A 19,837-nucleotide genomic window follows, 5' to 3' on the forward strand; every position below is an offset into this window, starting at 1 on the left:
AGCTCCCCGTGAGAAACGGGGAGCTTTTTTAACCGGCTGCCATCAGCTCCTTTTCTTTAGAACGATACCAGGAGTAATCCATATCGGGGAAAATATTATTGGTGTGTTCCAGCCAGGACAACCAGCCCTCGTCGATATGCCGCCCTTTGATTTCATCGTAAAGCCGCAGGAAATTTGACAAGTGGCCTTTGGTGCGCCTTACCGCATAATCGACCATGGTGCCTGTGCTCATGATGAAAGCCCAGTCACTGCTCTGGGCCAGGAGCAACTCCCGGGCCGCCTGATTTAAAGCCCGGCGCAGGAGCCCCTGCGCATCGATATGGGTATTGGCCAGTTCAACCATCCTGGAGGCGGCCAGGTGTAGGTGACGGTAAATCCAATCGTTGGCCTGGCAGAGCCAGACTTCATTATATCCCTTGTTCCCCCAGCTCGAAGGACAGGGCCTGGCCACCTGGTTGCAGGGAAAGCGCTGCAGGTAATCGCTGGGGGTAACCAGTTCCACCGTATCCTGGTCAAAATGAATTTTGCGGATGAGAAATTCCAGCCACATGGGACCTTCAAACCACCAGTGGCCAAAAAGTTCGGCATCATAGGGAGCGACAATAATGGGCGGCCTGTCCATGTGCCGGCAGAGGTACTTGATCTGCAGTTCCCGGTTGAACATAAAGTTTCCGGCATGGATGGCGGCCTTTTCCCTGGCCCAGGCCGGCACATAAGGTTCTTTATGGTTTGTCCGCCCGGTGATGCGGTAATATTTAATTCCGGTGTGCACGCGGATGCCGTCGGGGTGGATATACGGCTTGATGTAATCATAGTCCAGGTCGAAACCAATATCCCGGTAAAACTCCCGGTAATCAAAATCCCCGGGGTAACCTTCCTGGGCACTCCACACCTGCTTGGAAGACTCCACATCCCGGCCAAAGACGGCCACCCCCGAAGGACAGTAAATAGGGGCAAACACCCCGTAGCGGGGCCGGTGGGAGGCAAATAAGACCCCGTGGGTATCGGTAAAGAAAAAGCGAATACCGAACTCTTTGAGAATCTGATCAATACCCGGCCCGTAGGCACATTCAGGCAACCAGAGTCCCCGGGGGGGCACGCCAAAATGCCGGCGGTGCAGATCTACGGCCACGGCAATTTGTGCCCGCACCGCCTCGGGATTGACCATAAGCAGGGGCAGGTACCCGTGGGTGGCCGCACAGGTGATAATCTCCAGGCGACCTAAATCCTGAAAACGCCTGAACCCCTGGATCAGGTTGCGCCCGTAAGTGTGGTGGTAGGTATGGGCAATCTCCCGGAATAGCCCCTGGTACATCAGGGCCGTTTCGTGGAAGGGGCTGTTTTGCGTACGCTCCACTTCCTTATCGGCCAGTTCCATTAATTGTCCCAAATGGCGGGAATAGCGCTCCTGCAACAGGGGATCGGTAAGCATGGATACCAGGGGTGGCGACAGGGAAACGGTAAGGCGGAAAGGGATGCCGTCGGCCACCAGGCGTTCAAAGACATGCAAAAGGGGGATATAGGTTTCGGTAATGGCCTCGTAAAGCCATCTTTCTTCTAAAAAATGCTCATGCTCTGGATGGCGTACATAGGGTAGATGGGCGTGCAACACCAGCGCCAGGTATCCTTTGGCCACTTTAGCCAGCTCCTCCCTTACTCTTTAACCTCTACTTTGGGGCCTGCTACCGGCGGTCCAAAACCGGGAGAACTGATCCCCAGGGGAACCACGGCCGCCCGGCCGGCTACCTCCTGGATTAGTATGGGTGAACTGACACCAAACTGGAATTGATAGGAGCGATATACTCCCTCAATCCACATCCATTCTTCATCCAGGCATTCCGAAAGGCCTGACCTGGGGGTAGTGACCACATTGGACCGCAAAAGGGTGACAAAACGGCCATCGGGAAACATGCGGCCCAGGTCGACACAAAAGGAACGGTTGGGCTGGCCCACGGGGATATGCCAGTTATCCACCCCTTCCTGGACGTTGATATCCATATAGCTGTTGGCATTGTACCCGTTAAAAGTTACCCCTGTAACATCGTAAACCCTTAAAACCGGGCGGGTAGTATTCCACGCCCGGGGCCCGTAAGTGGCATTAAACTCTTCCTGCCGGGTGGCGGTTATTTCCCAGTATGCGTAGAGCCAGTAAGGATCCCGGACCAGAAGCACCAGACGATCCACCCCGTAGCGACAGGGCAGTTCGGGAACCGGCGGTGGGGATGGTTCGGCCTGCGGAGCAGGCAAGGCCAGTTCTTCCGCGACTTCCTCGGTAAAAAGGGGGGGGATAACTTTTTCCGCGGGCACCGGCCGGGGTGCCCGGCGCCGGGAAGGCCATAAAAAAATAACCAGAAACAGGACCACCAGGGCGATCCCGAAAAGAAGCGGAACTATCGCGCTCATGGAATACCCTCCTTTAAAAAATATAAATAACACCAGTTTCGGGGTGAGATAATTTAAGAAGTGTTAAAAAGCTTTTTTTATTATTGCCCCGGTGCCGGGATTTATGAACGAAAAATGAGTCCAGCCGGCATAAATTAACTTATTTAGAAAAATCAGGTAGATTTGCTTTCACAGCTTCTAGCGGGAGACACCCATATAGTGTGGGTGTATATGACCGGGAGCAATCGCGATCCCCGTTTCATCACGTACGGGTTGTCTTGAAAAAATAAAGGGATTAAGATAAAAATAAGTTTTTTACAAAGAGGTGGTCATGTTGTTTCAAAACCCAGACGATGCCGTTTTAAGGGAAATATTAAGTAAAAGCCGGTGCATTGCCGTGGTAGGTTTATCCGATAAACCGGAACGGGATAGTTACCGGGTGGCCCGTTACATGAAAGAACAGGGCTATGATATTATCCCGGTCAACCCCATGCTCCAGGAGGCCCTGGGTGAAAGGGCCTACCCGGAGCTCAGTGCTATACCCCATCCCGTGGACATAGTTAATGTTTTCAGGCGTGCAGAGGAAGTCCCGGCGATTATCGAAGCCGTACTAAAGCTTAACTTCCGGCCGACCATCTGGTTGCAACTGGGAGTGGTGCATCAGGAAGCGGCTGAAAAGGCACGGGCCCGTGGCCTGACAGTGGTTATGGACCGTTGTCTGATGGTGGAGCACCGGCGGCTGCTGGGAGGCGGCAACTGCTAATGCCGGCCCTGCACGGGACAACCCAACCGCAGGAAGAGCAGGACCGGGCTGCCCGGGCCAGTGAAATCCTGGCCATATTATCCAAAACCTACCCCGACGCCGGAACAGCACTGTGCTTTGGGACTCCCTTCCAGCTGCTGGTGGCGGCCATGCTTTCAGCTCAAACCACGGACCGGCAGGTCAATAAGATTACTGAACGGTTATTTAAACGCTACCGGGAACCCCGGGACTTTGCCCGGCTAAAACCCGAGGAGTTGGCCCGGGAAATCAAGGGCTGTGGATTGTATAAGAATAAAAGCAGGAATATCATTGCCACCAGCCGCATCCTGGTTGAAAAATACAACTCCCAGGTTCCCCAGAGCCTGGAGGAACTGGAGGGTCTTCCGGGAGTAGGTCGCAAGACTGCCAACGTAGTGCTTAATGTAGCCTTCGGTCGACCCGCCCTCCCGGTGGATACGCATGTCTTCCGGGTCAGTCACCGCCTGGGCCTGGCCCGGGGTAAGACTCCCCAAAAAACTGAGGAGGAACTACTGGCAATTATCCCGGAACACGCCCGCCGGGCCGCCCACCACCAGCTAATTGCCCACGGCCGTACCGTTTGCACCGCCCGCCGGCCCCGGTGCAACGCCTGCCCCGTGGCCCATCTTTGTCCAAGCCGCGACGGGCGAGAACCGCTAACAAGTGCTTGAAAAAGCTCCCGCCCGTTCGGGCGGGAGCCAAAAGGCTGCAATCTAATGTTGCTGGCTTGTCGTTGATACCGGTAAACGAGGATAGAACTTCTACTCAAAGGAGTCGATCCCAGTGCACATTGTTCTGGTTGAACCAGAAATTCCTGCCAACACCGGCAATATTGCCCGCACCTGTGCGGCCACCGGCAGCATTCTCCACCTGGTTCGCCCCCTGGGCTTCTCCACCGATGATAAGCATCTTAAACGGGCGGGCCTGGACTACTGGCATCTGGTGGAAATACACTACCACGATTCCTTTGAAGAAGTACGCCACCTGTATCCCCAACACCGTTTTTATTTCTTCAGCACCCGGGGCATACATTTATATAATGAGGTCAGATATGGAGCGGATGACTTTCTGGTCTTCGGCAAGGAAACGCAGGGACTGCCTGCGGAACTGCTGTCCGCCAACCGGGACTATACCCTGCGCATTCCCATGCGGGAGGGCACTACCCGCTCTCTAAACCTGGCCAACTCCGTAGCCCTGGTTCTGTACGAGGCCTTGCGCCAGCAGGGCTTTCCAGGGTTACGTTAACACAAACTTATGTAATTTCAAAAAATTATTGAAGGATTTCGGTGCCGTCAGAACGAATACTATTGTTTACACTCGGCTGTTTGCACTTGTTACCAGGGGTAATACCGGGAAAGGAGAAATCCATGGAGCTGACCGTCGAACAGCTACAACAAAAACTGGAAACCCAGGGCTACATTTGTGATCAGGACCTGGTGATTACCCTCTACCTGTCCTTAAAACTGGCCAAGCCCCTGCTGGTGGAGGGGGCCCCCGGGGTAGGCAAAACTGAGGTGGCCAAAGCCCTGGCCGGGGCTTTGAATACGGAGCTGATTCGCCTGCAGTGTTACGAGGGGCTGGACGAAAACCGGGCCCTTTACGAATGGAACTACCAGCGGCAGTTGCTAAAGATCGAAATCGCCAGAGGCAGTTGCGATCCTGCCGCCCTGGAAAAGGATCTTTTCGATGTGGAATATTTGCTGGAAAGACCGCTTTTAAAGGCCATCCGGGCCGAAAAACGAGTTGTTTTGTTAATTGATGAAATTGATAAAACCGACCCGGAATTCGAGGCCTTTTTATTTGAGCTGCTGTCCGATTTTCAGGTATCCATTCCCGAACTGGGCACACTCAAAGCGAAGCAAATCCCGGCGGTAGTTTTAACCAGCAATGGTGAAAGGGAATTATCCGACGGGTTAAAACGCCGGTGCGTCTATTTGTACATTGATTATCCTACGGTGGAAAAGGAAGTGCGCATTTTGCAGGTCAAAGTGCCCCAGGCCCGGGAGGAACTGGTGCGCCAGGTGGTCCGGGCGGTACACTTCATCAGGTCCCGCCTGAAGTTGAAAAAGAAACCGTCCATTGCCGAAACCCTGGACTGGACCCGGGCCCTGGTAGCCCTGCATGCCGATGCCCTGACGCCGGAAATCCTCGGGCAAACCCTGAGCCTTTTCCTGAAAAACCGTGATGACCAGGAAACGTTAAAAAGGGAGGTGGGATTAAGCGGACTGGTAGAGCAGATCCGGGGGGTAAAGGATGATTCGCCCGGCCCTGCCGGGGCCACCTGTCATTGCGGCCACCATCACCGTTAGCGGGGGGAGCACACATGGAAATTGATCCGGTCACCCGGGCAGTGACCCGGGTAGAAGGGCAGGGCGAAAATACCCTGCACCATAACCTGGTACGCTTCACCCATATCCTGCGCCACCTGGGGATCCGGGTAAGCATGGCCGAAGCCCTGGATGCTTACCAGGCCCTGGCGCTGGTTGACCTTATGTCCAGGGAACAGGTCAAGGCTGCCCTGGGGGCGGTGCTGGTAAAAAACGCCTCCGACAGGCAAATTTTTAACCTGGCCTTTGATCGCTTCTTTGTCCCCCCGGAGGAAAAAAAGCGGCGGCGCATGTTAAGAAAACAGCTGGAGGAAGAGGAACGGCAGCGTCTGGCAGATGCCCGGGAAAAATTAAACCAGGCCCTTTCTCCCTGGTCCACGGAAGTAAATTTTACCCCGGAGGAAATCCAAACTTTTGCCCGCATGCCAGCACGGGAACAAAGGCGTTTAACGGAGCTTATCCGCCAGATGCACGGCAATCCGGTGAACAACCCGGGACACCTGATCGCCCGGGTAATGCAATCAGCTCTCAACTACTGGCGCTACTACTTGCTGAAAACCCAGGGGGAAGAAGCCAGGCGTCAACTGGAGGCAGAGCTGACCGGGGAAACGGAAATGGATGACGTAATTGCCGGTGTGGCCGCAGATTTTTACCGGGACCCGGATGATCAGCTGCTCCACCAGGACATGCAGCAGGTTGCCGATGCCGATCTGGAAAAGTTTACCTTAGCCCTTGAGCGCCTGTCCACACACCTGGCCAACCGGCTTTCCCGCCGTTACCGGAAAAGCAACCGCCGGCAAAAACTGGATATGCGCAGGACGATTCGCCGGAACATTGCCTTCGGCGGGTCACCCCTTAAATTATGCTACCGGTCCCGCCGCCGGCACCGTCCCCGTCTGCTCCTCATCTGCGACGTGTCCGCTTCCATGGCCCGCTATGCCCGGTTTGTCCTCCAGTTTATCTATGGTTTAAGCAGTGCGGTACGAGATATCGAAAGCTTCGTCTTTTCCGAGGATCTAGAACGGGTTACCCCTTACTTCCGGCGGGATGATGGTTTTGTACCCGTAATGACCGAGCTTGTTAATGCCAGCCGGCAGTGGGGAAAAACCACCGACTTTAACGTAGCCCTGAAAACTTTTCACCGCCACTGGCGCCACCTGCTTACCGGCGATACCCTGGCAATCATAGTCAGTGACACAAAGACCGTTGCCCCCCAGGAAGCCGCTCGAGAGCTGGCCTCTTTACGGGAGCGGGTCCAGGAGATCCTGTGGCTCAACCCCGTTCCCAGCAAGCAATGGCCCTATTTACCAGGCGTTAATGCCTTCCTGCCTTATGTACGCATGTTTGAATGCTATTCCCTGCATCACCTGGAAGCAATCCTGCACCGGCAAATGCTGAAGTAAAAGGACGGTAAAAAATTCACCGGATCATGAAATAAGTTAATTAAAACGGTTCTGGCTACAGGTGGGGGAGGTGAAACCTTGGCGATCAACAAACTGGAAAGCACCGCCTTTTTAGGGGATGAGCTATCTATTTTTAACTCCGTACACAATATGGTCGTTGCCGTAGACTATCAGGGCCGCGTGATCATTTTTAACCCCACCAGCGAACGGATTTTTAATTACCCGGCAGAAAAGGCCCTGGGTCGCCCCATCAGGGAGGTCGTTCCTTTTACTGGTCTCCCCAAGGTGTTGCAGACGGGAAAACCCCACATCGGACGCAAATTTGTCGTAGGCAATGCCCTGTATGTGGTCAACCGCACACCCATAATCCGCAATAACACCATTGTGGGCGCCATTGGCGTGGCTCAAGAAATCACCGAGTTGCAACATCTGGCACAGGAACTGGAAGAAATCAAGGAAATAAACGGCCTCCTGGAAAATATTTTTCACAGCACACACGAAGGCTACATTGCCATCGATAATGACGGCCGGGTCCTGATGCTAAACGAGCCCATGGCGGAACTGCTGGGCGTTACCATCGAAACGGCCGTGGGCCGGCACATCCGTGAGGTGGCTCCCGACAGGCGGTTGTTCCAAATCCTCTGGATTGGTAAATTACAGTATGGGGAAGTGGTACGGATCCGGGGCAGGGAAACGGTAGTCATGCGGGTACCCCTTTATAACCGGGGCAAGATGGTGGGCACAGTGAGTAAAGTAATGTTCCATGATGTGGAACAGTTGCTGGCCCTGGCGAAAAAGATCAGTACCCAACGGCGAAATTTCTCCTACCCTTCCACAACGCAAAACGACAACCAGACCGCGCGTTACACCGTAGACAACCTGATCGGTGCCAGCAGGGATATGATCCGGCTCAAGGAAACCATCCGGCGGGTGGCCCAGGGACCTTCCACAGTGCTGATCCGGGGGGAAAGCGGCACAGGCAAAGAACTGGTAGCACATGCCCTGCACACGGCCTCCCCCCGCCACCGGGGGCCTTTCATCAAGGTCAACTGCGCTGCCGTGCCGGAAAACCTTTTAGAATCGGAGCTTTTCGGTTACCAGGAAGGCGCCTTTACCGGGGCGAGAAAGGGCGGGCAAATCGGCAAATTCGAACAGGCCGATGGGGGAACAATTTTTCTCGATGAAATTGGAGATATGCCCCTGCCCATGCAGGCCAAAATATTGCGGGTCCTGCAGGAAAAGGAAATTGAGCGCCTGGGAGATACCCGGACCCGTGCCGTTGACGTACGGGTGGTGGCAGCTACCAACCGGGATCTGGAGGAATTAATCAGGCAGGGACACTTCCGGGAAGATCTTTATTACCGTTTAAATGTAGTTTCCCTTTATATCCCGCCCCTGCGGGAAAGACTCGATGACCTCCCCCTGCTGGTCAATCATTTTATCAAGAAATTCAACCGGGAATTTGGTCTTCTGGTGCGGGGTGTGTCACCGGAAGTCTGGGAGATGCTTTGCGCCTACGATTGGCCGGGCAACGTGCGGGAACTGGAAAACGTAATGGAAAGGGCTTTTAACCTGGTGGAAGGAGATACCATTGAAGTTAAACATATGCCCCCCTACCTTCAGAAAATGAGCCAGGGCAAGAAGAGAAACCTGCACAACCGCACGCTGGCAACATTACTCCAGGAGGTGGAAAAGGAAGCCCTCCTGGAAGCCCTGGCTACTGCCGGTGGTAATAAAATGCAGGCGGCCAAAACTCTGGGTATTTCCAGGGCCTGGTTGTATAAGAAGATGAAACAGTACGGCATCAGGGGATAAAAAAATTTTTACCCCATAAAAAGGAGGATAACCGGCCGGAAATATCGAAGTAGCAATTTCAGGCGGCCGTATTTAAAATGGCTTAAAAGGCAAGGGTTACCTTTAAGCCGGGACGACCCGGCCTTTCACGCCTGATAAACCGGCAAAGTACAACGGGGAGCTCCTGTTAGGGGCTGAGAAAGGGCTAGTGAGCACCTGACCCGCTAAACCTGCTCGGGGTAATGCCCGCGAAGGGAAAAGCCGTACGTGCTGTTGACTGTGGCGCATCCTTTTGTGGGTGCGCTGTTTTTATTTGCCACCGGGATGCCCACCAGTCAACCGCTACAAATAAAGAAAAAAGGAGTGGTATTACAAAATGCACCTGGAAGACGTAACTATTTCCAAGGCTATTATCACGAGGTACCAGGAGGAACTGCTGGAAGCGCTGGAATCAGACGTGGCCGTAGTGGGCGGAGGTCCGGCAGGACTGGTGGCCGCCTATTACCTGGCCCGGGCAAACAAAAAAGTGGTTCTCTTTGAACGCAAGCTCAGCGTCGGCGGCGGCATGTGGGGCGGGGGGATGATGTTCAACCAGATTGTGGTCCAGGACGAAGCATTACCCCTTCTCAAGGAGTTTGGTATCTCCTTCAGGACATTCGAGGAAGGATATTATACGGCCAGCTCCGTGGAAGCCGTTGCCGCCTTAACCCTTGGTGCGGTACGGTCCGGAGCAAAGATCTACAACTTAATTTCCGTGGAAGACGTCATGGTCAGGGACAACCGGATAACCGGCCTGGTAATAAACTGGACCCCCGTTGATTTGGGCCGCCTGCACGTGGACCCCCTGACGGTACAGTCGGCATACGTCATCGACTGCACCGGACATGATGCCCAGGTGGCCAGTATGGTGGTCAAAAAAATGGGGGCGGTTTTAAGAACCAGGACCGGCAATCTGGAAGGAGAAAAGCCCATGTGGGCCGCGCGGGGTGAAACGGCCACCGTAGCCAATACACGTGAAATTTTCCCCGGGCTCCTCGTGGCCGGTATGGCGGCAAACGCGGTTTGCGGCGGCCATCGCATGGGACCGATTTTCGGCGGGATGCTCCTGTCAGGCAGACGGGCGGCCAGGCTTATTCTCGGTGAAGATGAAGAATAGAACTTGACATTGGGGAAAAAAAGGCTGTATATTTAATTATAAAAGTAGCTGTTATTAGATAGGGGTGAGGTTAATGGTAAAAACCACACGGATGACCAGGCAAAAAAAATTAATCCTGGAAATCCTGCGCAATACCGACACTCACCCCACGGCAGACTGGATTTACGAGCAGGCCCGCAAACAAATTCCGGACATCAGCCTGGGCACCGTGTACCGCAATTTAAATAACCTCAAACAGGCCCGGGAAATCATGGAACTTAACTACGGCAGCACGTTCAGCCGCTATGATGGTAATCCCCATAATCACTATCATTTTGTTTGCGATAGCTGTGGCCGGGTATTTGATCTGGATTTACCCCTGCTGAACAACCTGGAAAGAGAAGTAGAAAACCGCACGGGCATGCAGGTAACCCGGCACCGGCTGGAATTTTACGGGTACTGCCCTGATTGCCGGCAAAGACAACCGGGCGAAGCAGAGCAGTAAACTTCCATAGAGTTTTAAAAAGGGGGGGCTAAGAGCCACCCCCTTTTCTTTACGACCGGGAGCAGGATTTTGTCTGACTTAAACGAATGAGGATCATAGAAAAAAGGCTAGGTTGTCCAGGAGTGTTTGGAAGACCATGTTTATACACCTTCATGTACACACCGAATACAGTCTACTGGACGGTGCCGCCCGGATCAAGGAAGTAGTGGCCAGAGCCAGGGAACTGGGTATGGACTCCCTGGCCATTACCGACCATGGCGTTATGTTTGGAGTGGTGGACTTTTACAAGGCCTGCCAGAAAGAAGGGGTTAAACCCATCCTGGGTTGCGAGGTTTACGTAGCCCCCCGCACCATGAAAGATCGCACGCCCAGGGTGGATGACCACCTTTACCACCTGGTATTGCTGGCCGAAAACCAGACCGGGTATCGCAATCTCCTGCAGCTGGTATCTTTGGCCTACACCGAAGGTTTTTACTACAAGCCCCGGGTGGACAAAGATGCCCTGGCCCGCTACAGCGAAGGGTTAATTGCCTTAAGCGGGTGCATAGCCGGGGAGGTGGCCGACCGTCTCCTGGCCGGGGAGAAGGAAAAAGCCGTGGAAGCCGCCGCCCTCTACCAGGATATTTTTGGACGGGGGAATTTCTTTTTAGAACTACAGGACCACGGCCTTCCCGAACAACGCAAAGTCAACCGGGAACTTTTGCGCCTGCACCGGGAAATGAATATACCCCTGGTGGCGACCAATGACGTCCACTACGTAAACAAAGAGCATGCCGAAATGCAGGACATCCTGCTCTGTATTCAAACGGGTAAAAGTGTGGACGATCCTTCCCGGATGAAATTTGATTCCCAGGAACTTTACCTGAAAAGCGAGGAAGAAATGGCCCGTCTCTTCGGAGAGCTAAAAGACGCCATGGACAATACCCGCCTCATTGCCGAGCGCTGCCAGGTGGAACTAAGCTTCGGCCAGATCCATCTTCCCCATTATCAGGTACCCCCGGGTCATAACGTGGATAGCTACCTGGAGCAATTGTGCCTGGAAGGGGTACGACGTCGCTACGGGGAGATGACCGAGCCGGTACGGCAGCGGCTGGAATATGAGTTAAAAGTGATCCGGCAGATGGGCTATTCCGCCTACTTCCTGATTGTGTGGGATTTCATCCATTATGCCCGGCAACGGGGTATCCCGGTAGGGCCCGGCCGGGGTTCTGCCGCCGGCAGCCTGGTAGCCTACGTGCTGGGGATTACCAACCTCGACCCGTTAAAATACGGCCTGTTATTTGAGCGTTTCCTCAACCCGGAACGGGTCTCCATGCCGGACGTGGACGTGGACCTGTGCTTTGAGCGCCGGGGAGAGGTAATTAACTACATTACCAGCAAATATGGAGCCGATAAAGTAGCCCAAATTGCCACCTTTGGTACCATGGCCGCCAGGGCGGCCATCCGGGACGTGGGGCGGGCACTGAATATGCCCTACGGGGAAGTGGATAAAATAGCCAAACTGGTGCCCGCGGAACTGCACATGACCATTGAACGGGCCCTCAGTGAATCCAGCGAATTAAGGGAACTCTATGAACGGGACCCGCAGGTGAAAAAACTAATTGACACCGCCGCCCTCCTGGAAGGTATGCCCAGGCACGCCTCCACCCATGCGGCCGGCGTGGTGATCACCAGGGAACCCTTAACCCACTACCTGCCCCTGTACAAGGCCGCCGACGGTCCATTAACCACCCAGTTTGCCAAAGACCAGGTAGAGGAATTGGGCCTTTTAAAAATGGACCTCCTGGGCCTGCGCACCCTAACGGTCATTGCCGACACTTTAAAGCTCATCCGGGAAAGTGGCGGACCGGAAATAAACATTGATGAAATTCCCTTAGACGACCCGAAAACCTTTGCCCTGCTATGCCGGGGAGAAGGGAGCGGCGTATTCCAGCTTGAATCCAGCGGCATGCGGGCCCTGTTAAAAGAGCTGCGCCCGGAGGTTTTTGAAGACATCGTGGCCCTGGTGGCCCTCTACCGGCCCGGCCCCCTGGGCAGCGGCATGGTGGAGGATTTCATCAAGAGCAAGCACGGGGAAAAGAAAGTTACCTACCTGGACCCCAGGCTGGAACCAATATTAAGGGACACCTACGGTGTCATTCTCTACCAGGAGCAGGTTATGCGCATAGCCAGCGACCTGGCTGGCTTCACCCTGGGGGAGGCCGACCTTTTGCGGCGGGCCATGGGTAAAAAGAAGCCCGAAATTATTGCCGGGCTAAGGAACCAGTTTATCGAAGGGGCGGTAAAGAACGGGGTAGACCCCCAGGTTGCCGGGCAGATTTTCGATCTGATGGAGTACTTTGCCGGTTACGGTTTTAACAAAAGCCACAGCGCCGCCTATGCCCTGGTGGCCTACCAGACGGCCTACCTGAAGGCCAATTACCCGGCCCAATACATGGCGGCACTGCTTACCTCGGTGCGGGATAACACGGACAAGGTAGCGGCATACGTGGAAGAGTGCCGCCGTATGGGCCTGGAAGTCCTGCCTCCCGATGTCAACGAAAGCCGGGAAAGTTTTACCGTGGTTGACGGTAAAATCCGTTTCGGGCTGGCGGCAATTAAAAACGTGGGCGAGGGTGCAGTGCAGGCCATTATCAAATCCCGGGAGGAAAAGGGACCCTTCAAAAACTTTGCCGACTTCTGCCGGCGCCTGGACACGCGGATCATTAACCGGCGGGTGCTGGAAAACCTCATTAAAAGCGGAGCTCTGGATTCCCTGGGCCACCACCGGGCACAGTTGATGGCAGGCATTGAGCTTGGGCTGTCCATAGCCCAGCAATCGCAGCAGCAGCGACAGAACGGCCAGCTTACCTTTGAGCAGTTCTGGCAGGGAACAGGAGAAGATATAGTGCTGCCCCAGGTGCAGAAATATTCCCGTGCGGAAATGCTGGCCCTGGAAAAGGAGGCCCTGGGACTTTATATCAGCGGTCATCCCCTGGAAGAATACCGCCAGGCCCTGGTGGAAGAAACCACCGCTACGGTGGCGGAACTCGGGGAGGGGGAGCAGGCGGGGGTCACGGTCGGCGGCATGCTTACCACCCTGAAGCGCATCAGCACCCGGCGGGGGGAACCCATGGCCTTTGGCACCCTGGAAGATCTTACCGGGAGCATCGAAGTGGTTTTCTTCCCCCGCGTCTACCAGCAGTATGCTAAACTCATCATCCCTGAAGGGGTGGTGTTAATCCGGGGGCAAATAAGCTCTGCCGGTGATACATTAAAGATTGTTGCTGAAGAGGTATCCCCCTTACAAAAGAAAACCAGTGCCAGCCTTTATTTACAGTTCAGGGAAGCCACCCCCCAGCTAATCAGGCGGGTCCAGTTGGTCCTGCGCAGTTATCCCGGTTCCTCACCGGTCTACCTGTACTTCCCCCTGGAAAAGAAGCTGGCCCGGACTTCCCGGGACTACTGGATTAACCTGTCTTCACCGGTAGTCACAGAACTGGCCACCCTTTTAGGACCTGAAAACGTGAGAATAAAGGAATCACCCGGCAGGTAGCTTGCCAAAGACCTTGCTGTATGCTATGATGGAACTGCTAAAACCCAGCAGTCTACCTGAAAAGGGGGTACTTGCATGCCTGAGAGCTGGGAAATTAACGCCGACTATGTAGCGGTCAAGGCCCTGGAAAACGGGGTAACCATCATCGGCCTTACCCGTGGGAAGGATACCCGCTTTCATCATTCGGAAAAGCTTGATAAGGGCGAAATTATGATCGCCCAGTTTACAGAGCATACCTCGGCGATTAAAATCCGCGGCAAGGTAGAACTACTGACCCGGTACGGCGTCATGCGCAATGACGATCTGGCCTGAAAGTATCCAGGGTATATACTCTGGATATACTTATTGTTATCTTTAATTTATAAAGGACTTAAAAATCCCGGCCCCGGGGGTGGGAATCTTGTGGACTGTGGTTTATATTGCCCCAAATAAAAAAGAAGCGACCCGGATCCAAAACATTCTTTCCAACGAAGGAATACTGGTAAAATTGCGGGAACTCTCGCCGACCCATTGCGGGCATAACTGTTCGGTGGAAATTCTGGTACCGGAAGCAGAAGTGGACGAAGCCCTGGAAATAATAAACACCATTTAAATTCCTTTGGAGCGAGCAAAATGCTGGATATTTTTAAAAGACAGCGACAGCGTTATGCTACGGTCAATCCCGCCAGTCGGGAAATACCCGATGGCTTATGGGTAAAATGTCCCCGTTGCCACGAAATCCGGTTCACAGGGGAGCTGGGAAAACAATTAAAGGTTTGTGCCAGGTGCGGCTACCACTTTCGCCTCACTGCCGGGGAACGCCTTAAAATAACCATTGATGAGGGTACCTTTACCGAATGGGATGGGGACATGATGCCTGTAAACCCTTTCGGATACACCGAGTACGACGAAAAGCTGGCCAGGGCCCGCCAGGAAACCGGGCTGAACGAAGCGGTAGTCACCGGAGAAGGGAAAATTGGCGGACACCGGGTAGCGGTGGCCGTAATGGACGCCCGCTTTATGATGGCCAGCATGGGCACGGTGGTGGGAGAAAAGATTACCCGGGCCATTGAGCGCGCCCGGGAAAAACAGTTGCCTCTCGTCATTTTTGCCGCTTCCGGGGGTGCCCGCATGCAGGAAGGGGTACTTTCATTAATGCAAATGGCCAAGACATGCGCGGCCCTATCCGCCTTTTCCGAAGCGGGACTGCTGTACATATCCGTGCTAACCGACCCGACAACGGGGGGAGTCAGCGCCAGCTTTGCCTTTTTAGGGGATATTATCCTGGCTGAGCCGGGGGCACTAATTGGATTTGCCGGCCCCAGGGTGATTGAGCAAACCATTCGCCAGAAGCTGCCCGAAGGATTTCAAAGGGCCGAGTTTTTGCGGCAGCATGGCTTTTTAGACGCTGTGGTTCCCCGGCCGCAGTTGAAATCCACCCTGGCCCAAATATTAGATTTACACCGGAGCGAGTGAGATGGTTTACGATTTTGAACGGCCCATCATTGAACTGGAAGAAAAAATTGCCGAACTACAACGTTTTGCCAGCGAAAAGGGTATTGATCTAAGCACAGAAATCGAAAACCTGGAAAAAAGGGCCCGGGAACTGAAACAAACCATTTACGGGCAACTCTCCCCCTGGCAAAAGGTGCTGATCGCCCGCCATCCCGGGCGCCCCAATATCCTGGACTATATCAACCTGCTATGTACTGATTTCATTGAGCTACACGGGGACAGGTGCTTCGGGGATGACCCGGCAATAGTCGGAGGTATCGCCAGGTTCCGAGGACGGGCAGTAACCGTAATCGGTCACTTGAAAGGCCATGATACCAGGGAGAACCTGGCCCGCAATTTTGGCATGGCCCATCCAGAAGGATACCGCAAAGTCCTGCGGCTTATGCGACAGGCCGAAAAGTTTAACCGGCCGGTGCTGGCCCTTATCGATACCCCCGGCGCGTACCCTGGAATGGGAGCGGAAGAAAGGGGGCAGGCTCATGCCATTGCCTGCTGTATAGCCGGCATGCTTGTCCTTCGCGTACCGGTAATCTCGGTGATTCTTGGTGAAGGGGGTAGCGGAGGAGCCCTGGCCCTGGCTTCGGGTGACCGCATCCTGATGCAGGAGCATGCCATTTTTTCGGTGATTTCCCCGGAGGCCTACGCCACCATTCTCTGGAAGGACGCGACCCGCTGCCGGGATGCCGCCGAAGTAATGAAAATCACCGCCCAGGACCTCTACGCGCACCAACTGGTAGATGAGGTTATTCCAGAACCACTGGGCGGCGCCCACCGGGATAAAAATGAAGCCGCCCGGCTGGTGGGGGAAGCTATAGCCCGCCACCTGGACGAACTGCGGGGCTATCCCACCGACGAACTCTTAAAACGGCGTCACGCCCGTTTCAGGCGCATCGGTCCTGAATATTTACCCGGCAATAACATAACTTAATAATGCATCTACCTGAAAGCCAGGGAGGTATATTTTTGCAAAGGATAGGGATTTTGACCAGCGGCGGCGATTCTCCGGGAATGAATGCGGCCATCCGGGCGGTAGTACGCAAGGCTATTTATCACGGCCTGGAGGTAATCGGCATCAAAAGGGGCTTTAACGGTTTCATTGAAGGTGACATGGAACCCATGCGGCTGGGTTCGGTAGCAGATATCATTCACCGGGGAGGAACCATTTTACATACGGCCCGCTCCGAGCAGTTCAAAACGCCCGCGGGGCGGGCCAAAGCATGGGAAAATGTGGAGCGATTCGGCCTGGAAGGGCTGGTGGTTATTGGCGGTGACGGTTCCTTTACCGGCGCATCCATCTTTCACCGGGAATACGGGCTCCCGGTGGTGGGCATCCCGGGAACCATCGACAATGATATCAGCGGTACGGATTATTCCATTGGCTTTGATACCGCAGTAAACACCGCGGTTGACGCCATCAACAAGATCCGTGATACCGCTACCTCCCACGAGCGCACCTTTATTGTGGAAGTAATGGGTCGCGATACGGGCTTTATTGCCGTCGCCGCCGGCCTGGCCGGAGGAGCGGAGTCCATTCTCATTCCCGAGCATCCCTTCAGCATTGAAGAAGTTTGCCACAAACTTTGTAAGGGCTACCGGCGCGGGAAACTGCACAGTATCATTGTGGTGGCCGAGGGAGCAGGCAGCGGACTGGAAATAGGCAAACAAATTAAGGAACGCACCGGCTTTGATACCAAAGTGACCATCCTGGGCCACCTGCAACGTGGTGGCACGCCGACAGCTTTTGACCGCATTCTGGCCAGCCAACTGGGAGCCCGGGCCGTGGAATTGCTCATGCAAGGGGCAACCAGTAAAATGGTCGGCATGTCAGCCGGGAAAATAGTGGAAACCAATCTGGATCTGGTCCTGGGACAGAAAAAAACCGTTGATCTCGATGTTTACCGGCTGGCGAGCATTTTAGCCATATAAGGAGGAACAGGCCGTGAGACGAACCAAAATAATCTGCACCATCGGTCCAGCCTGCGAACAGGTAGAAACCCTCATGGAAATGATGCGGGCGGGCATGAATATTGCCAGGCTTAATTTTTCCCATGGTACCCACGAAGAGCACGCCCGGCGCATTGCCAATATCCGCGAAGCTGCCGGCCGGGTGGGTAAAAATATTGCCATTTTGCTGGATACAAAGGGGCCTGAAATTCGCCTGGGTTACCTGGAAAAGGAACCTGTAGTGCTTAAAGCGGGCCAGCGGGTAGTCCTTACCACCGAGAACATCAAGGGTACGGCGGAACGCCTGCCCATTACCTATGCCGGATTACCCCGGGACGTGGCCCCGGGAAATACCATCCTGATTGCCGATGGGCTCATCGAGCTACGGGTAATATGCAGCAACGGGCACGAAGTGGAATGTGAGGTAGTCCACGGGGGGGAACTGACCAGTCAAAAGGGGGTCAATCTTCCCGGAGTGCCGGTCAACCTGCCCGCCATTACCGAGCAGGACATCCGGGATATCAAGTTTGGCATTGAGCAGGAACTGGATTTTATCGCCGCCTCGTTTATCCGCAAGGCTTCAGATGTGCTGGCCATCCGCCGCATCCTGGAAGAGCATGGGGCGGACATGGACATTATCGCCAAGATCGAAAGCCGTGAAGGTGTGGAAAACCTGGATGAAATCATCAAGGTTGCCGACGGCATTATGGTGGCCCGGGGTGATTTAGGGGTTGGCCTCCCGGTGGAGGAAGTACCGCTGATCCAAAAATCCATCATTGAAAAATGCAATCTGGCCGGAAAGCCGGTCATTACCGCCACCCAGATGCTGGAATCCATGATCCATAACCCCCGGCCTACCCGGGCCGAGGCCAGCGACGTGGCCAACGCCATTCTGGACGGTACCGATGCCATTATGCTCTCGGGAGAAACAGCCGCGGGGCACTATCCGGTGGAGGCGGTAAAAACCATGGCCCGCATTGCCAGCCGCGTGGAGCGCGCCCTGCCCTACGGAGAAATTTTACAACGGCGGGGCCGGGCGCTGGCCCGCACGGTCACCGATGCCATCAGCCACGCCACCTGTACTACCGCCCAGGACCTGGGAGCCGCCGCCATTATTACCTCCACGGAGACAGGCTACACGGCTAAAATGGTGAGCAAATACCGTCCCCGGGCACCGATCATCGCCGTGACCCCGGCAGCCCGGGTGTTGCGCAAGCTGGCTCTGGTCTGGGGCGTGCAACCCCTCCTGGTAGGACGCACCCGGGACACTGACAGTATGATTGCTTCGGCCATTGAAGCATCCCTGGCGGCGGACCTGATCAAACCGGGGGATCTGGTGGTCATCACTGCCGGCGTTCCCGTGGGTGTTCATGGTACCACCAATCTTTTAAAAGTCCATACTGTTGGGGACATCCTGGTCCGCGGCCAGGGTATTGGCACCCGGGCAGTCACCGGGCGAGTGCGCATCTGCCACACCGTGAAAGATGCTCTGGAAAAGGTGGAACCCGGGGACATCCTGGTCACACCCTTCACCGACAAGGACTTTATACCGGCCATTGAAAAAGCGGCCGCCCTGATTACGGAGGTGGGAGGACTGACTTCCCATGGAGCCATCGTCGGCCTGGAATTCGGCATTCCGGTAATTGTAGGGGTAGATGCCGCCACCTCCATCCTTACCGACGGGGAAACGGTGACGGTGGACGGACAACGGGGCCTGGTATACCGGGGCACAGCCAGGGTGTTATAACGTTTGGACAGGCCATCTTTTCAAAGATGTTTAACGGGCAAATTTGGGACAAGCGTGCCTATATATAACGCACCTTTTCCGGGCATGTTAAAGCCCGGGAAGGTGAGTTTTTTATGAAGGACTGGGTCTTACACTACCTGGGCACCCTGGGTGCAGGGGGGTTGTTCCTGGGGTTAATTATCGAAGCCCTGGGCATTCCATTTCCCGGGGGGCTGATGACCCTCCTGGCCGGTATTCTGGTAAACCAGGGGAGGCTTGATTTTTATCATATACTTACCGCTGCCGTGCTTGGTTTTAACGTGGGGGCCACAGCGGCCTATTTGATTGGCCGCTATGTAGGCGAACCGTTTTTGCTCCGTTACGGAAAATATTTAATGGTTACAGCGGCCAAATTTAACCAGGCCCGCAACTGGATGTACCGGTCAGCACCGGCCTTTATCATTTTCGGTCGCTTTGTGCCCATGGTGAGCAATCTTACCCCCTATCTGGCCGGCATCAGCCGCTTACCGTTTATGCAGTTTTTAATTTACAATTCTCTTTTCGCCTTAAGCTGGGTTTCGTTTAACCTGGGCATTGGCATCTTTTTCGGGCATCACTGGGAATCCATCTTCTCCCTGATCCAGTCGCGGTTGCCTCTGCTGGCCTTAGGGGTATTAGTTGCTTATTTGATCTATCTTTTCCTCAAGCAAAAAGCGTTGCACCGGACATAAAAACACTTTAGAAAGATTTTTTCCTTGCTGTAGGGATACATTAGTTTTCGTCGAATTAGGGTAATAGGGTAATAAGGCAA

General features: G+C 54.5%; 18 protein-coding genes and 1 riboswitch. Of the genes, 16 read left to right on the forward strand and 2 right to left on the reverse strand.

All coding sequences use genetic code 11. From position 1 onward, the window contains the following. Positions 1 to 28 precede the first annotated feature (28 nt). Together J2Z49_RS05175 and J2Z49_RS05180 are read right to left on the reverse strand one after the other, a co-directional pair. A complete protein-coding gene (locus J2Z49_RS05175; protein WP_307400460.1) occupies positions 29 to 1,636 on the reverse strand; it encodes a glycoside hydrolase family 57 protein in 1,608 nt (535 codons plus the stop codon). A gap of 17 nt (positions 1,637 to 1,653) precedes the next feature. Then, complete coding sequence (locus J2Z49_RS05180) at positions 1,654 to 2,403, reverse strand: DUF4912 domain-containing protein (RefSeq protein WP_307400462.1); 750 nt, start codon at positions 2,401 to 2,403, stop codon at positions 1,654 to 1,656. Between the two features lie 313 nt (positions 2,404 to 2,716). Between J2Z49_RS05180 and J2Z49_RS05185 the strand changes: the two genes are divergently transcribed. The 16 genes from J2Z49_RS05185 (at position 2,717) to J2Z49_RS05260 (ending at position 19,757) form a co-directional block, all read left to right on the forward strand. Then, the gene (locus tag J2Z49_RS05185) at positions 2,717 to 3,145 is read left to right on the forward strand and encodes a CoA-binding protein (protein WP_456151682.1); all 429 of its coding nucleotides are present in this window, start codon (positions 2,717 to 2,719) and stop codon (positions 3,143 to 3,145) included. Beyond that, positions 3,145 to 3,834 (forward strand): endonuclease III, encoded by a 690-nt coding sequence (gene nth, locus J2Z49_RS05190; protein ID WP_307400466.1) that lies wholly within the window; start codon positions 3,145 to 3,147, stop codon positions 3,832 to 3,834. Before J2Z49_RS05185 ends, nth begins: the two co-directional genes overlap by 1 nt. Positions 3,835 to 3,946: 112 nt before the next feature. Next, complete coding sequence (gene trmL / locus J2Z49_RS05195; RefSeq protein WP_307400468.1) at positions 3,947 to 4,408, forward strand: tRNA (uridine(34)/cytosine(34)/5-carboxymethylaminomethyluridine(34)-2'-O)-methyltransferase TrmL; 462 nt, start codon at positions 3,947 to 3,949, stop codon at positions 4,406 to 4,408. A gap of 122 nt (positions 4,409 to 4,530) precedes the next feature. Then, positions 4,531 to 5,472 carry an AAA family ATPase gene (locus J2Z49_RS05200; RefSeq protein ID WP_307400470.1) on the forward strand — a complete coding sequence of 314 codons (942 nt, stop codon included), beginning with the start codon at positions 4,531 to 4,533 and terminating at the stop codon, positions 5,470 to 5,472. 14 nt (positions 5,473 to 5,486) lie between these two features. Beyond that, positions 5,487 to 6,893 carry a vWA domain-containing protein gene (locus tag J2Z49_RS05205; RefSeq protein ID WP_307400472.1) on the forward strand — a complete coding sequence of 469 codons (1,407 nt, stop codon included), beginning with the start codon at positions 5,487 to 5,489 and terminating at the stop codon, positions 6,891 to 6,893. A 78-nt stretch (positions 6,894 to 6,971) separates the two neighbouring features. Beyond that, complete coding sequence (locus tag J2Z49_RS05210; RefSeq protein ID WP_307400475.1) at positions 6,972 to 8,708, forward strand: sigma-54 interaction domain-containing protein; 1,737 nt, start codon at positions 6,972 to 6,974, stop codon at positions 8,706 to 8,708. A 143-nt stretch (positions 8,709 to 8,851) separates the two neighbouring features. Beyond that, positions 8,852 to 8,962, forward strand: a riboswitch (TPP riboswitch). Between the two features lie 101 nt (positions 8,963 to 9,063). Beyond that, positions 9,064 to 9,843: a sulfide-dependent adenosine diphosphate thiazole synthase gene (locus J2Z49_RS05215; protein ID WP_307400477.1), complete on the forward strand. Its 780-nt coding sequence runs from the start codon at positions 9,064 to 9,066 to the stop codon at positions 9,841 to 9,843. Between the two features lie 73 nt (positions 9,844 to 9,916). After that, positions 9,917 to 10,327: a Fur family transcriptional regulator gene (locus J2Z49_RS05220; protein WP_307400480.1), complete on the forward strand. Its 411-nt coding sequence runs from the start codon at positions 9,917 to 9,919 to the stop codon at positions 10,325 to 10,327. A gap of 136 nt (positions 10,328 to 10,463) precedes the next feature. Continuing rightward, positions 10,464 to 13,862 carry a DNA polymerase III subunit alpha gene (locus J2Z49_RS05225; RefSeq protein WP_307400481.1) on the forward strand — a complete coding sequence of 1,133 codons (3,399 nt, stop codon included), beginning with the start codon at positions 10,464 to 10,466 and terminating at the stop codon, positions 13,860 to 13,862. A 75-nt stretch (positions 13,863 to 13,937) separates the two neighbouring features. Further along, on the forward strand, positions 13,938 to 14,174 hold the full coding sequence (gene mtrB, locus J2Z49_RS05230; RefSeq protein WP_307400482.1) for a trp RNA-binding attenuation protein MtrB: 237 nt from the start codon (positions 13,938 to 13,940) through the stop codon (positions 14,172 to 14,174). A gap of 88 nt (positions 14,175 to 14,262) precedes the next feature. Beyond that, on the forward strand, positions 14,263 to 14,454 hold the full coding sequence (locus tag J2Z49_RS05235; protein WP_121451423.1) for a putative signal transducing protein: 192 nt from the start codon (positions 14,263 to 14,265) through the stop codon (positions 14,452 to 14,454). Between the two features lie 20 nt (positions 14,455 to 14,474). Beyond that, positions 14,475 to 15,317 carry an acetyl-CoA carboxylase, carboxyltransferase subunit beta gene (accD, locus tag J2Z49_RS05240; protein ID WP_307400484.1) on the forward strand — a complete coding sequence of 281 codons (843 nt, stop codon included), beginning with the start codon at positions 14,475 to 14,477 and terminating at the stop codon, positions 15,315 to 15,317. 1 nt (position 15,318) lies between these two features. Beyond that, the gene (locus J2Z49_RS05245) at positions 15,319 to 16,284 is read left to right on the forward strand and encodes an acetyl-CoA carboxylase carboxyltransferase subunit alpha (RefSeq protein ID WP_307400485.1); all 966 of its coding nucleotides are present in this window, start codon (positions 15,319 to 15,321) and stop codon (positions 16,282 to 16,284) included. Positions 16,285 to 16,319: 35 nt separating this feature from the next. Continuing rightward, the gene (pfkA, locus tag J2Z49_RS05250) at positions 16,320 to 17,282 is read left to right on the forward strand and encodes a 6-phosphofructokinase (RefSeq protein WP_307400487.1); all 963 of its coding nucleotides are present in this window, start codon (positions 16,320 to 16,322) and stop codon (positions 17,280 to 17,282) included. A gap of 13 nt (positions 17,283 to 17,295) precedes the next feature. Next, positions 17,296 to 19,047, forward strand: a complete 1,752-nt coding sequence (pyk, locus tag J2Z49_RS05255) for a pyruvate kinase (RefSeq protein WP_307400489.1) — start codon at positions 17,296 to 17,298, stop codon at positions 19,045 to 19,047. A 113-nt stretch (positions 19,048 to 19,160) separates the two neighbouring features. Then, on the forward strand, positions 19,161 to 19,757 hold the full coding sequence (locus J2Z49_RS05260; protein WP_307400491.1) for a DedA family protein: 597 nt from the start codon (positions 19,161 to 19,163) through the stop codon (positions 19,755 to 19,757). The last annotated feature ends 80 nt before the right edge of the window (positions 19,758 to 19,837 follow it).

The organism is Desulfofundulus luciae (genome assembly GCF_030813795.1).
Classification (GTDB): Bacteria; Bacillota; Desulfotomaculia; order Desulfotomaculales; family Desulfovirgulaceae; genus Desulfofundulus; species Desulfofundulus luciae.